Here is a 13,751-nt window from a genome sequence, read left to right on the forward strand (position 1 = left end):
CGCTCAGGACTCCGCCTGGCCCTGCCGCCAGTAGCCCATGAAGGAGACGTGGTCCTTCGGGATGCCCGCCGCGTCGACGCACAGCCGGCGCAGCGCCCTGACGGTGCCGGACTCACCGGCGAGGAACACGTAGGGGACGTCGGCGCGGGCGGGGACGGCCACCGACCACGCCCGGGGTTCGGCGGCGTTCTCCGCGACCGACAGGGCGGGCGTCGCGCGGCCGCGCTGCGGACGGCGGCCCGCCAGGACGTCGTCCACGGCTGAGCCGGGCAGCTCGAGCAGGCTCGCCAGGCGCACCGCGGCCCGGTGCCCGTGCCCGGCCGGCTCGGCGCCCCCGGCGCGGGGCAGGACGTGCAGCTGCACGTCCTGCAGGTCGGCGGGCAGGCAGTGGGCGGTGACGTCCTCCGGGTGCGGGACCTCGAGCACCACGTCGAGGCGGGGTCGGATCCCCCCGGCGGGCAGCCCGTGGTGGGCGTCCGTGAACTCCTCCGCGACGGACATCAGGGCGGGGGCGGCGGTCTCGTCCCCGACGGCGAGGACGCGCTGGGCACCGCCGTGGTCCCACGCCGCCCAGGGCCGCTCCTGCGGGCCGGGCCCGAGCAGGTACACGCGCTCGCCGGGGGACACCGTGGCCGCCCACCGGCTGCCCGGGCCGTCCTGGGCGTGCCCGCCGTGCACCACGACGTCGATCACGAGCTCCGGGACCACCATCCCGCAGAACGTGGTGCGCCGGACGCCGCGCACGGTGTAGGTGCGCATCCAGCCGCGCTCCTCGGCGGGCCGGGCGAACCAGCCCTCCCGCAGGCCCAGGGACAGGTCCGCCCGTTCGGGCTCGCGGCCGGGGGGCGGGACCAGAAGCTTGATGTAGGCGTCGCGGCACCGGGTCCGGTCCCCGGCCCCGACGAGGGCGGGGGACAGGCCGGCGAGCTCCGGGCCCGCGAGGGTGATCCGGCGGAAGGACGGGCACAGCTGGGTCACGGACGTCACGGCGGCCTCGACGCACAGCACGGGGGCGGCGTGGGCGGCGGTGCTCTCGGGGGTGGAGGCGACGGTCACAGCAGGGTCCTTCCGATCTCGGCGGCGGCCGCTCGGGGCGCGGGGTCCAGGAACACGGGGGCGTCGATGGGCGCGGGGTGGGAGCCCTCGCGGGCCCGCCCGCGGGGCAGGACGACGGGCCGCCCGCCCACGGGGTCCCGGGCGACGTCCGCCCGGAGCCCGAAGACCTCGGCCAGCAGCCCGGGGGTGAGCACCTCGGCGGGTGTGCCCACGGCCACGATCCGCCCCGCGGCCATCGCCACGAGCCGGTCGGCCACGCGCGCGGCCAGGTTCAGCTCGTGCAGGACGGCGACGACGGTCGCCCGGCCACCACCCGGCCCGTCCGGGTGCGCCAGCCCCCGGAGCATGTCCAGCAGGTCCACCTGGTGCGCCAGGTCGAGGTAGGAGGTGGGTTCGTCGAGCAGCATCGTGCGGGCGCGCTGGGCCAGGGTCAGGGCGATCCAGACCCGCTGGCGCTGCCCGCCGGAGAGCTCCTCCACGGGCCGCCCGGCCAGGGCCGTGAGCTCGGTGAGCTCCATCGCCCGGGCCACGGCCGCGTCGTCGTCGGGGGAGGGCGCGCCCCACCACCGGCGGTGCGGGTGCCGTCCGCGCTCCACGAGCTCGGCGACGGTCAGGCCCTCCGGGACCACGGGCGACTGCGGCAGGAGACTGACCGAGCGGGCGTACTGGCGGGCGTGCCACTCGCGCACGCCGCGGCCGTCCGCCTCGAGCGTGCCGGCGAGCGGACGCAGCTGCCGGGACAGGCCCTTGAGCAGCGTGGTCTTGCCGCAGCCGTTGGCGCCGATGAGCACGGTGGTGGCCCCGTGCGGGATGTCGAGGTCCACCTCCCGGACCACGGTGCGGTCGTCGTAGCCCAGGGACAGGCCGCGCATCCGGAACGCGGGGACGTCGGCCCCGGGGTCCTGCACGGGGCGCAGGTCGGGGCGCAGCTCGGGGCTCATGCCAGGGCTCCTCTCCGCTGCCGCACGAGCAGCCACAGCATCACGGGGGCGCCCACGGCGCCGGTGACCACACCGGCCGGCAGCTGCACCTGCGCCGGCAGGCCCGCGCCGATGGAGTCGGCGACCACCACGACCACGGCGCCCACGAGGGCGCACGCCACGATCGAGGTCCGTCCGCGGGTCAGGGCGGTGGCCACCGGGGTGGACATCAGTGCCACGAAGGCGAGCGGGCCGGTCGCGGCGGTGGCCACGGCGGCCAGCAGCACGCCCAGGCCCAGCGCGAGGGCCCGGCTGCGCGCCGGGCGCGCCCCGAGTCCCGCCGCCAGCTCCGGGCCGAGCTCGGCCGGCTCGAGCGCGCGGTGCACCGCCACGGCCGCGGGCACCGCCAGCGCCAGGCACGCCCCGAGGACGGTGATCCGGTCCCACGTGGCGGCGTTGAGCGAGCCCGCGGTCCAGAGGGCGGCGTCCTGGGCGGAGTTCAGCGACAGCCGCACCAGCAGGGCCGCGGTGAGGGCCTGGGCGAGCGCGGCCACGCCGATCCCAGCGAGCAGGAAGCGCTCGCCCACGATCCCGCCGGTGCGCAGCCGCACCGAGGCGGTGGCGATGAGGGCCGCGGCGAGCAGCGCCCCGGCCAGGGCGGTCCAGGACACGGCCGTGCCCCGCAGGCCCCACACCGCGGTGCCGGCCACGGCCCCCGCTGCGGCGCCGTAGGTGATGCCCAGGATGTCCGGGCTGGCCAGGGGGTTGCGGAGCACCCGGCGGAACAGGGCGCCGGAGCAGCCGAGGGCGGTCCCGGCGAGCGCGCCCAGCACGGCGCGCGGCAGCTTCTCCTGCAGCACGATGAAGCTCGCCCCGGGGATCTGCTCCCCGGCGAGGATCGCGACGAAGTCGGGGACCGTCACGGTGTAGCGCCCGAGCAGCACGCGCACGGCCAGGGCCGCGAGCAGCGCCAGGCACAGCAGGGTGATCGCCCTGCGGGTGCGGCGGGACCGGTCACGGCGCACGCCCCGCACGAGCTCGGCGGCGCCGGGCTCCTCGGGGGCGGCGGGCGCGGGGGCGAGCACGGCGGGGGTCACAGGGTCACGCTCCGTCCCCGGCGCAGCAGCGCCAGCAGCACCGGCACGCCCAGCACCACCGTGGTGACGCCCACATGGATCTCCTGGGGCGGGGTCAGCACCCGGCCCAGGACGTCCGCCAGCAGGATCAGCACGGGGCCGAGGACCACGCTGAACAGGACGATCCAGCGGTAGTCGCCGCCGAGGAGGCGGCGCACGGCGTGGGGCACGAGCAGCCCCACGAAGGCGATGGGTCCGGCGAGCGCCGTGGCCGAGCCGGAGAGCAGGACCACGCCCACGAACACCAGGAAGCGCTGCACGCCCAGGTCCACGCCCAGCCCGTGCGCGAGCTCGTCGCCCAGGGCCATGGCGTTGAGTCCCGAGGAGCCGCCGAGCACCAGGAGCACGCCGAGCAGCACGAGGGGCGCCACGGCGGCGAGGTCGGTGGTCTCGGCGCGCGCGACCGAGCCGATGCTCCAGAACCGGTAACGGTCCAGCACCGCGGGCAGGACGAGCACCACGGAGGTGGTCAGCGCGGTGAAGCCGGCGTTGACGGCCGCGCCGGACAGGACCAGGCCCACCGGGGTCGGGGCGCCGCCGCCGAGCCGGGACGAGCCGAAGACCAGCACGGCGGCCACGGCCGAGCCGGTCAGGGCCAGCGCGGTGAGCTGCCACGTGGCCACCACGCCGAGCCAGCCGATCCCGAGGACCACCGCGCACGCCGCGCCGGCGGTCAGCCCCAGCAGTCCCGGATCGCCCAGCGGATTGCGGCTGACCCCCTGCATGCCGGCACCCGCCACGGCCAGGGCCGCCCCCACGAGCACCGCGGTCAGGGTTCGCGGGATCCGGCTCTGCACCACGGCGGCGTCGATGCCCAGTCCGGCGGAGACCTGCGACCAGCCCCCGTCGAGCAGAGCGGCCGGCAGGCCGGTGAGCACGGAGACCACGGTGGCCGGGTCCACCGAGCGGGCCCCCCAGAACAGGGAGGCCGCGGCGGCCAGGACCAGCAGCAGCACGGCCGCGGACAGCGCGAGGCCCCGGCGCCGCGGTGCGGCGCCGGGGACCTGCCGGGTCGGCCGGGCGGGGGCGACCGTGCCCGTGCTGCTCACCGGGACCGCGGTCTCACCGGCCGCCGGCGGAGGCGGCGGCCTCGGCGATGTCCGGCAGCACGTTCTCGAGCGCCCACGGGATGCTCAGCGGGGAGGCCGCCGAGACCGAGAGCACCTCCTGCGGGTCTGTCTGGAGCACCAGGGCGCCGTCGGCGACCGCCGGGATCTTGCTGAGCAGGGGGTCGTTCTCGATGGCCTTGTGCACGCCCTCGTCCTCGGCCCAGCTGACGAAGATGTCGGAGGTCAGCTTGTCGGCCTCCTCGGAGGACAACGGGAGGTAGAAGGTCTCCTTGCCCTGGGCAGCCCGCTCGACCGCCTCGGACTGTTCCATGCCGAGGGACTCGAGGAACTTCGGCCGGTTGTCGTCCCGCGTGTAGGCGGAGATCTGGTCGGCCGCGGACGGGTCGAGCGTGCCGTACACGAACGAGGTGCCCTCCAGCGCCGGGTACTCGGCGGCGGCGTCCTCGATCTGCTGCTCCACGTCCGCGACGACCTCGGCGGCCCGCTCCTCCCGGCCGAGGGCCTGGCCGATGAGCTCCGTGGAGTCCTGCCAGGACGTCCCGTAGGCCACGGCGCCCTCGGGGTAGCCGACGACCGGGGCGATCTTCGAGAGCTTGTCGTAGTCCTCCTGCGTCATCCCGGAGTAGGCACCCAGGATGACGTCGGGCTGCAGCGCCGCGATGGCCTCGAAGTTGATGCCGTCCGTCTCGGGATAGGTCTCCGGGGCCTCAGCGCCGGACTCCTCCAGCGCGGCGTCGAACCAGTCGGTGGACCCGTTCTCGTTGGCGCCGAAGTCGAGGGCGGGCACCCCGACCGGGACCACGCCGAGGGCGGTCGCCACGTCGTGGTTGACCCAGGACACCGTGGCCACGCGCTCGGGGGCCTCCTCGATCGTGGTCTCGCCGAACGCGTGCTCGACGGTGCGCGGGAACTCGCCGGTGGCGCCCGCCGCGGACGCGGTCCCGCTCCCGGACTGCCCGCCCGCCGGGCCGGTGGAGCACCCGGTGAGAACCAGGGCCCCCGCGGCCAGCAGGGCTGCCGGGGCGAGGGCGCGGCGGGCGGTGGACGGGGCGGGGAACAGCGGGCGCGGAGCGCGGGGGAGCAGAGAGGCCACGGCCACCCTTTCGGACGTCAACGGCGGGGCCGTCGGTGCGGAACGAGGTGAGGCAAGGGTTGCCTAACCAGCAAGACAGGGATCACCCTAGGGTGTGATCCGGCGAATACGCAACACGAGCATGATGTAATCGGTCCGCCGATGTGGTTAGGTGAGCCTTGCCTCACCCCACGAGGGGCCCAGTGCCCCCGCCGACCCCCTGCGAGGAGCCCATGCACGACTTCCTGCTGACCCACGACACCCCGGCGCAGTACGCCCACGCCCTGCACGAGACCGTCGACACGCTCGCCGTCCACCTCGCCGGCACCCGGAGCCCCCGCTCCGCCGCCACACCCGAGGAGCTGGAGGAGCTGGTCGCCGCCGTGGACCTCGAACGGCCCCTCGGGGATCTCGGCGCCGTGGTCGAGGAGACCCGGCGGCTGTACCTCGACCACGCCGTGCACTTCCACACCCCGGGCTACATGGCCCACCTCAACTGTCCCGTGGCCATTCCCGCGGTGGCCGCCGAGGCCCTCACCGCCGCGGTGAACACGGCGGTCGAGACCTGGGACCAGAGCACCACCGCGACCCTGGTCGAGCAGCGGATCGTGGACTGGACCGCCGCGCGGATCGGCTTCCCCACGGCGGGGGAGCCGGACGGCGTGTTCACAACCGGCGGCACCCAGTCCAACCTCCAGGCCCTGTTCACGGCCCGGGAGGACCGCCTGTCCCGGTCGCACCCGGCGTCCCGCCGGGAACGGCTCGGGCGGCTGCGGATCGTGGCCGGCGAGCACGCCCACTTCAGCGTCGCGAAGGCGGCGCACCTGCTGGGCCTGTCCCCGGACGCGGTCGTGCCCGTGCCCGCCGCCCGGGACGGGGCCATGGACCCGGTCGCCCTCGAGCGCGCCCTGCACGACGTCGCCGCCTCCGGCGGGGAGGTCGCCGCGGTCGTGGCCACGGCCGGCACCACCGACCTGGGGGCGATCGACCCCCTGGCCGACGTCGCCCGGGCGTGCTCCGCCCACGACGTCTGGCTCCACGTCGACGCCGCCTACGGCGGCGGCCTGCTCGTCTCGCCGGCCCACCGTCACCGGCTGGACGGGATCGAACGGGCGGACTCCGTCACGGTGGACTTCCACAAGTCCTGGTTCCAGCCGGTCGCCGCCTCCGCCCTGCTGGTGCGGGAGGGGCGGAACCTGCGCTTCTCCACGTGGAGCGCCGAGTACCTGAACCCCCGGCACGCGGTGCAGCCCAACCTCGTGGACAAGTCCCTGCAGACCACGCGCCGCTTCGACGCCCTGAAGCTGTGGATGACCCTGCGCACCGTCGGCGCCGAGGGCATCGGCCGCGCTCTCGACCGGGTGCTCGAGCTCGCCCAGGAAGCGGGACGCATCGTCGACGAGGCCCCCGACCTGGAGCTGGTGGCCCGGCCCGTGCTCTCGACCGTCCTGTTCCGGCACGTGCCCCCGGGCGCCGACGACGCCGCCGACCGGCTCGTCGAGACGGTCCGGAACACGCTGTTCGACTCCGGCCGCGCCGTGGTCGCCTCGACCGTCCTCGACGGCCGCCGCTGCCTGAAGCTCACGTTCCTGAACCCGGCGACGACCACGGACGACGTGCAGCAGGTGCTCGAGCTCGTCCGCGCCGCCGGGCGGGACGCCGCCGCGCCCCGTCCGCTCGAGGCCGCGGCAGGAGCCCGCTGATGGCCCCCGCGACCGGGCACGTGCACGACCTGCTGGGCATCGGGATCGGGCCCTTCAACCTGGGCCTGGCCTGCCTCGCCGCCCCGCTGGAGGACCTCGACGCGGTGTTCCTCGACGCGAAGCACGCCTTCGACTGGCACCTGGGGCTGATGCTCGAGGACGCCACCATCCAGGTCCCGTTCCTCGCCGACCTCGTCACCCTGGCCGACCCCACCTCCCCGTACTCGTTCCTCAACTACCTCAAGCGGGCCGGGCGGCTGTACCCGTTCTACATCCGGGAGGACTTCAACCCGCTGCGCGCCGAGTACAGCGCCTACTGCCGGTGGGCGAGCGAGCAGCTCGACAGTCTGCACTGGGGCCGGGAGGTCGTGGCCGTCGACCACGACCCCGCCGACGACGCCTACGTGGTCACGGCCCGGACGGCCGCCGGGACGGAGCAGTGGCGGACCCGCCGCCTCGTCCTGGGCATCGGCACGGTGCCCGCGGTGCCCGAGGGCCTGGACCTCCCCGCCGGACCCGTCCTGCACACCAGCGACTACCTGCCCCGCCGCGAGGAGCTGCTCCGGCGGAGCAGCGTCACCGTGCTCGGCAGCGGCCAGTCCGCCGCAGAGGTCTACCGCGACCTGCTCGAGCGCTCCGGCGCCGACGGCCCCCGGGTGGACTGGATCACCCGCTCCCCGCGGTTCTTCCCCATGGAGTACACGAAGCTCACCCTCGAGATGACCTCCCCCGAGTACGTGGACCACTTCCACGGCCTCGGCCCGGACCGGCGGGACCGGCTCAACCGCGAGCACACGAGCCTCTACAAGGGGATCAGCTCGGACCTGGTGAACGACATCCACGAGCTGCTCTACCGCCGATCGGTGCACGGGCGCCCCGCCGGCCTGCTGACCACGAACACCACCCTCACGGGCATCGAGCAGGACGGCGGCGAGCTGGACGGCGGCGAGCTGGTCCTCTCCCTGTACGACGACGAGCTGGAGCGCGGCTGGCGGCACCCGACCGGCGCCCTGGTGCTGGCCACCGGCTACCGCGCCGAGGTCCCCGGCTTCCTCGCCCCGGTCCTCGACAGGATCGCGTGGGACGCCACCGGCCGCTACGACGTCTCCCGCGACTACGCGGTCGACCACGAGCGCTCCCGGATCTGGGTGCAGAACGCCGAGGTGCACACCCACGGCCTGACCGCCCCGGACCTCGGCATGGGCGCCTACCGCAACAGCGTCATCCTCCGGGCCGTCACGGGCCGGGAGGTCTACCCGATCGAGCCTGCCATCGCGTTCCAGACCTTCGGCATCCCCCAGGGCACCGTCCGGAGCGTCCCCCGGACGGTCCTCCAGGACGCCGCCCGCGACATCCCCCGTGACATCCCCCAGGAGACCGCATGACCCGCCGCCCCCTGCCCGCCCGCCTCGCCACCCCCGGCGGTGTCCTGACCCTGGACCCGCTCGTGCCGGACGCGCCCACCGTCGAGCTCCTGCACGCCTGGCTCACCCACCCCCGGTCCCGGTTCTGGGAGATGCTCGACGCCGATCCCGAGCATGTCCGGCGCACCTTCGAGGCCGTCGCGGCGGATCCGCACGGCGACGCGTGGCTGGCCCGCCTCGACGGCGTCCCGCTCGGACTCGTCGAGACCTACGACCCCGGCGCGGTGCTCCTCCCCGGCCGCTACCCGCACCGCACCGGTGACGTGGGGATGCACCTGCTCCTCGCCCCCGCCCGGACTCCCGTCCCGGGCACGAGCGCAGCCCTCATGGCCGCGACGCTGCGCTGGCTCTTCGACGAGCGCGGGGCCCGGCGCGTCGTCGTCGAGCCCGACGTCCGCAACACCGCCGTCCACCGGCTCAACGCCCGGGCCGGCTTCGAGGTCCACGGGCCGCTCGAGCTGCCCGGCAAGACCGCCCTGCTCAGCACCTGCACCCCGGAGCAGTTCGCGGCCTCCGAGTTGGGCCCCGCCGCCGTCGTGGGCCCTGCGGAGAAGGCCGCCGGAGGGCCCGCGCACCTCGGCCTGCACCCCCTGCGGATCGCCCACCGCCACCTGTGCTGCAAGGCGCTCGCCGAGTTCGCCCACGAGCGGCTGATCGTCCCCGAGCCCGTGGGGGAGGGGTGCTTCGAGGTCCGCACCGGCGAGGACCGGATCCGCTACCGGTTCCGGGCCCGGCGCACCGCCCTGGAGCACTGGGTGCCGGACGAGGGCTCGCTGCGCCGGACCGTGGACGGCACGGACGCCGAGCCGGACGCCCAGGCGCTGGTCACGGAGCTGGCCCCCGCGCTCGGCATCCCCCCGCACCTGCTGGCGACCTACCTCGAGGAGATCGCCGGTACCCTCGCCTCGGCCGCGTACAAGCTGGTGCACCGCACCCGGCCCTCGGCCGCGCTGGCGGTCGCGGGCTTCCAGGACGTCGAGGCCGCCATGACCGAGGGGCACCCGGGCTTCGTGGCCAACAACGGCCGGATCGGGATGGGCGTCACCGAGCACGACCGCTTCGCCCCCGAGGCGGCCCGTCCCGTGCGCCTCGTGTGGCTCGCGGTCCGCCGGGAGCTCAGCCGTCTGGACCTCGGACGCGGCCGCACCGAGGAGCAGCTGTGGGCCGGCGAGCTGGCCCCGGCCGTGCGGGCCCGCTTCCGGGCCCGGCTCACCGGCCTGGGCCTGGACCCGGCGGAATACTGCCTCCTGCCGGTGCACCCCCACCAGTGGGAGCACCGGGTCGCCGTGACGTTCGCCCCCGACCTCGCCCGCCGGGACCTCGTGCTGCTGGGCGAGGGCGACGACGAGCACCGGGCGCAGCAGTCGATCCGCACGTTCTTCAACCTCTCCCGCCCCGATCGGCACTACGTGAAGACCGCCCTGGCCGTGCAGAACATGGGCTTCCTCCGCGGTCTCTCGCCCCGCTACATGCGGGACACCCCCGCGATCAACGACTGGGTCGCCGACGTCGTGGCGGCCGACCCGGTGCTCGCGGAGGCCGGCTTCTCGGTCCTGCGGGAGGTCGCGGCGATCGGCTACACGGGGGACGCCTACCACCGCGCCGCGGCATCCGGCCACGGCGAGGAGGGCCCGCACACCAAGATGCTCGCGGCGCTGTGGCGGGAGAGCCCCGTGCCCCGGCTCGCCGACGGGGAGCGGATCGCGACCCTCGCGTCCCTCCTGCACGTCGACGCCGGCGGCACCCCGCTGGTCTCCGTGCACGTGCGCGCGTCCGGGCTGCCCGCCGCGGACTGGGTGCGGCGGCTGCTCGACGTGTACCTCGCGCCGGTGGCACGGTGCCTGCTCGCCCACGACCTCGTGTTCATGCCGCACGGCGAGAACGTCGTCCTCGTGCTGGACGGGCACGTCCCCCGGCGGACGCTGATGAAGGACATCGGCGAGGAGGTCGCCGTCGTCACGGACCGGCCCCTGCCGGAGGGCATCGAGCGGATCCGGCACGTGGTGCCGCCCGCCACGGCGGCGCTGTCCGTGCACACCGACGTGTTCGACGGGGTGCTGCGGCACCTCGAGGGCCTGCTGGAGGCGGACGGGCTGCTGGCGGCGGACGAGTTCTGGGAGCTCGCGGCGCGGTGCCTGCAGGAGGTCGCCGACGCCGGCCCGGCCGGCGCGGAGCGCGTGCCCCTCTTCGCGCCCCGCTTCGAGCACTCCTGCCTCAACCGGCTGCAGCTGCTCAACACCCTGCAGATGGTCGACCTCGCCGACCAGGCCGCGTCCCTGCAGTACGCCGGGACCCTGGTGAACCCGGTGGCCGCGCCGTTGCCCGTCCGCTGAGCGCCACGGCCGGACACCGCCTGCGTCCTGCATGATGGAATGGAACCCCTGCACACCGTAGGAGGGGAGCGTCGATGAGGTTCCTGCCTGCTGTCGCTGCGCTGATCGCCATGACGGTCGCTGTGATCAGCGTCGTCCGGGGCGACTGGGGAGTCGTCGTCATCAGTGCCGTCCTCTGCGCGGTCGCCGTCAGGGCGCAGCTGTTGATCCGGCGCGGCGCAGCGTCGGACCCGGGGTCCCGCGAGGAACCCTAGGAGCAGTCCGGGCAACGCCGCCGGCCGGCGGTCCCGCAGGGCTACTGCCCCCCCGGGCCGGGGAGCGCAGCAGCCCTGCGGGACCGCCACCGCGCCCGCCCGAGTGACCGGGGCCCGTTCGGTCACCGGCGCACCCCGGCTGCGGCGACCGGCGCGCGCCCTGGTCGCCGCGGACCTGTGGCTGCTCGGCGCCGCCGGTCGCCTCCCCACGGGCACCGACAGTCAGTAGACTTGGTTTCCCCGGGGTGGTCCCGGAGCCGATCCGGAAGGACACGATGGCCGCCACGCAGCAGAGCCCAGCCAAGCCCCGCACGCCCCGACTGCGGCGCAGCAACTGCCACCGTCCCGGGATCAGCCGCCGCGGGTACGGGAAGGGCTTCGCCTACCGGCACGCTGACGGCACGAAGGTCCAGGACCGGGACGAGCTGGATCGGATCCGCCGGCTCGCGATCCCGCCGGCCTGGAAGGACGTGTGGATCAGCCCCCAGCCCAACGGGCACATCCAGGCCACGGGCGTCGACGACGCCGGGCGGCGCCAGTACATCTACCACCCCCGGTGGCGGGAGCTGAAGGACCGTGAGAAGTTCGACCGCGTCCTGGACTTCGGCGACACGCTGCCGCAGGCCCGCCCGGCCGTCACCCGGCTGCTGCGGTCGGAGGGCACCACGGAGGAGAAGGCGTGCGCGGCGGCCTTCCGGCTCATGGACGAGGCCGCCCTGCGCGTCGGCAACGAGGAGTACGCCCAGTCGAACGGCTCCTACGGCGTGACGACCCTGCTGGTCCAGCACGTGCGGGTGGACGGGCAGGACGTGCACCTCGACTTCCCGGGCAAGAGCGGGCACCGCTGGACGCTGACCGTCCGGGACGCCGACCTCGCCGCGGCGCTCGCCCCCATGCTGGAGCGCGGCCCCGACGAGACCGCGCTCGCGTACCTCGACGAGAGCGGGCAGTGGGCCGGCATCACCAGCGCCCGGCTCAACGACTTCGTGCGGGACCGCTGCGGGCCCGACTTCACCGCCAAGGACTTCCGCACCTGGCAGGGAACGGTGACCGCCGCGATGGCGCTGGCCGCCCGCGCCGACACCCGCCCCAGCGAGAGCGCCCGGAAGAAGGCGGTCTCCGCCGCGATGCGGGAGGTCGCCGAGCACCTGGGCAACACGCCCGCCATCGCCCGCAGCTCCTACACGGACCCGCGGGTGATCGACCGGTTCCTGGCCGGCGAGACCATCGACGCCGCCACCTACCGGGCGGCGGAGCGCTCGCTGCGCGCGTTCCTCACCTGAACCGCGGCCCGTCCTCCCCGTCGGGCGGAGCTGCCCCGGCCGGCCCGCGACGGCCGGCCCGCGACGCCCGGCCCGAGGGCGCGGGAGGGCGATGCACGGGTGAGCCCGGAGCGGGACGGCCGGGCGGCCGCCCCGCTCGCGTGCTCAGGACAGTCCGACGTAGGTGGCGGAGTACCCGAAGCCGACCACATCGTCACGGCCGTCGCCGTTGACGTCCCCGAGCAGGCGCGGATACCGCGCCGGGTCCCAGCCGGCCGACCAGCCGAACGAGGTGGACGTCAGCTCGGGTCCGCGGAAGGCGTTGTCGTCCCCGTAGGCCACGTGCACGCCCCCGTTGCCGAAGCCGACCACGTCCAGGATCCCGTCGCCGTCGATGTCGGCGAGGTCCCGGGGGTGCCGGTCGGTGCGCCAGCCCTGCGCCGCGCCGAAGTCGGCGACCTCGAGGGTGACCGGGAGGTACTTCGGCTCACCCTGGGCGAAGGGCCGGGAGTAGGCGACGAGGACGCCGCGGTGGCCGAACCCGACGACGTCCGGGGGAAGGTGACCGTTGACGTTGCCGACGTCCCGGGGGTGCTGGTCGACCCGCCAGCCCTGGGCGTGACCGAAGTCGCGGACCTCCAGCGCGGGCTGGGTGAACGTGTCCCCGGGCGCCGAGAAGTAGGAGACGTACGTCCCGGCGTCGCCGAAGCCGACGATGTCGGTGGTCCCGTTGCCATCCATGTCGGCGAGCATCCGCGGGTTCTTGTCGATCCGCCAGCCGCGGTCCCAGCCGTAGCTGTCGATCCGCTTGCCGGTGCCGTCGAAGGCGCGGTCCGCCCGGCCGTGCGAGATGGTCACGCCCGAGTAGCCGAAGCCCACGATGTCCTCGGTGCCGTTGCCGGAGAGGTCGGCCAGCTCGCGGACGTGCTGGTCGACCCGCCAGCCCTGGTTCCAGCCGAACTCGCGGAGCTTCAGGGCCGGCGCCGTGAAGCTGCCGTCGGGCTGCGCGTAGGACACGATCACGCCGGCGTTGCCGAAGCCGACGATGTCGTCGCGGCCGTCGCCGTCGACGTCGGCGAGCTGTCGCGGGTGCCGGTCGGTGCGCCAGCCCTGCGCGGTGCCGAAGTCGCGGACCTTCAGGACCGGGGCGGCGAAGGTGCCGTTGGCCTGGCCGTAGGCGACGAAGACGCCGGGGTCGCCGAAGGCCACGACGTCGGCGCGGCCGTCCCCGTTGACGTCGGCGAGCTCGCGGACGTGCTGGCCGACGCGCCAGCCGTCCACGTAGGAGAGAAATCCCTGGGCGGACACGGCGTGGGCCGGTCCGGCGAGGGCGATGCCGGTGGCGGCCAGCGCCGCCGCGGAGAGCCCGCTGAGCAGGCGGGCCGTCGGTGAGCGTTTCATGGTGGAACCTCCAGGTTCCGAGGAGCGGAGAACTCGGTCCGGGTCGCCGGACGGCAGGTGGTACGCCGGTCGACCCCCACCGGCCGGCGACTGGCCGTGCGCTCAAGAGGGGGCCCGGGA

At 75.2% G+C, this 13,751-nt stretch carries 11 protein-coding genes; 5 read left to right on the top strand and 6 right to left on the bottom strand.

Features of this window, described 5'->3' with window-relative positions; all coding sequences use genetic code 11:
* Positions 1–3: 3 nt before the first annotated feature.
* The 5 genes from ABD220_RS11955 to ABD220_RS11975 are packed head-to-tail and all read right to left on the bottom strand — an operon-like array spanning position 4 to position 5,275.
* Complete coding sequence (locus ABD220_RS11955; protein ID WP_344122855.1) at positions 4–1,056, bottom strand: siderophore-interacting protein; 1,053 nt, start codon at positions 1,054–1,056, stop codon at positions 4–6.
* Positions 1,053–1,997, bottom strand: coding sequence for an ABC transporter ATP-binding protein (locus tag ABD220_RS11960; protein WP_344122857.1), 945 nt, complete (start codon positions 1,995–1,997; stop codon positions 1,053–1,055). The genes ABD220_RS11955 and ABD220_RS11960 overlap by 4 nt, the downstream gene beginning before the upstream one ends.
* Positions 1,994–3,073, bottom strand: a complete 1,080-nt coding sequence (locus tag ABD220_RS11965) for a FecCD family ABC transporter permease (protein WP_344122859.1) — start codon at positions 3,071–3,073, stop codon at positions 1,994–1,996. The genes ABD220_RS11960 and ABD220_RS11965 overlap by 4 nt, the downstream gene beginning before the upstream one ends.
* Positions 3,070–4,161, bottom strand: a complete 1,092-nt coding sequence (locus ABD220_RS11970) for a FecCD family ABC transporter permease (RefSeq protein WP_344122861.1) — start codon at positions 4,159–4,161, stop codon at positions 3,070–3,072. Before ABD220_RS11970 ends, ABD220_RS11965 begins: the two co-directional genes overlap by 4 nt.
* A gap of 13 nt (positions 4,162–4,174) precedes the next feature.
* Positions 4,175–5,275 (bottom strand): iron-siderophore ABC transporter substrate-binding protein, encoded by a 1,101-nt coding sequence (locus ABD220_RS11975; protein WP_425552555.1) that lies wholly within the window; start codon positions 5,273–5,275, stop codon positions 4,175–4,177.
* 212 nt (positions 5,276–5,487) lie between these two features.
* On the opposite strand from ABD220_RS11975, the gene ABD220_RS11980 reads away from it, so the two are divergent.
* The 5 genes from ABD220_RS11980 to ABD220_RS12000 all read left to right on the top strand — a co-directional run bounded on the left by ABD220_RS11980 (position 5,488) and on the right by ABD220_RS12000 (position 12,251).
* Positions 5,488–6,957, top strand: coding sequence for a pyridoxal phosphate-dependent decarboxylase family protein (locus tag ABD220_RS11980; protein WP_344122866.1), 1,470 nt, complete (start codon positions 5,488–5,490; stop codon positions 6,955–6,957).
* On the top strand, positions 6,957–8,342 hold the full coding sequence (locus ABD220_RS11985; protein WP_344122868.1) for a lysine N(6)-hydroxylase/L-ornithine N(5)-oxygenase family protein: 1,386 nt from the start codon (positions 6,957–6,959) through the stop codon (positions 8,340–8,342). Before ABD220_RS11980 ends, ABD220_RS11985 begins: the two co-directional genes overlap by 1 nt.
* Entirely contained in the window at positions 8,339–10,714 is a 2,376-nt protein-coding gene (locus ABD220_RS11990) for a GNAT family N-acetyltransferase (RefSeq protein ID WP_344122870.1), read from the top strand. The genes ABD220_RS11985 and ABD220_RS11990 overlap by 4 nt, the downstream gene beginning before the upstream one ends.
* A 74-nt stretch (positions 10,715–10,788) precedes the next feature.
* Entirely contained in the window at positions 10,789–10,968 is a 180-nt protein-coding gene (locus ABD220_RS11995; protein WP_344122872.1) for a hypothetical protein, read from the top strand.
* 275 nt (positions 10,969–11,243) lie between these two features.
* Entirely contained in the window at positions 11,244–12,251 is a 1,008-nt protein-coding gene (locus ABD220_RS12000; protein WP_344122873.1) for a DNA topoisomerase IB, read from the top strand.
* Positions 12,252–12,395: 144 nt separating this feature from the next.
* Here ABD220_RS12000 and ABD220_RS12005 read toward each other — a convergent pair whose 3' ends face one another.
* A complete protein-coding gene (locus ABD220_RS12005) occupies positions 12,396–13,631 on the bottom strand; it encodes an FG-GAP repeat domain-containing protein (RefSeq protein WP_344122874.1) in 1,236 nt (411 codons plus the stop codon).
* Between the last annotated feature and the right edge of the window lie 120 nt (positions 13,632–13,751).

The sequence above is a fragment of the Kocuria aegyptia genome (genome assembly GCF_039530085.1).
Lineage (GTDB): Bacteria > Actinomycetota > Actinomycetes > Actinomycetales > Micrococcaceae > Kocuria > Kocuria aegyptia.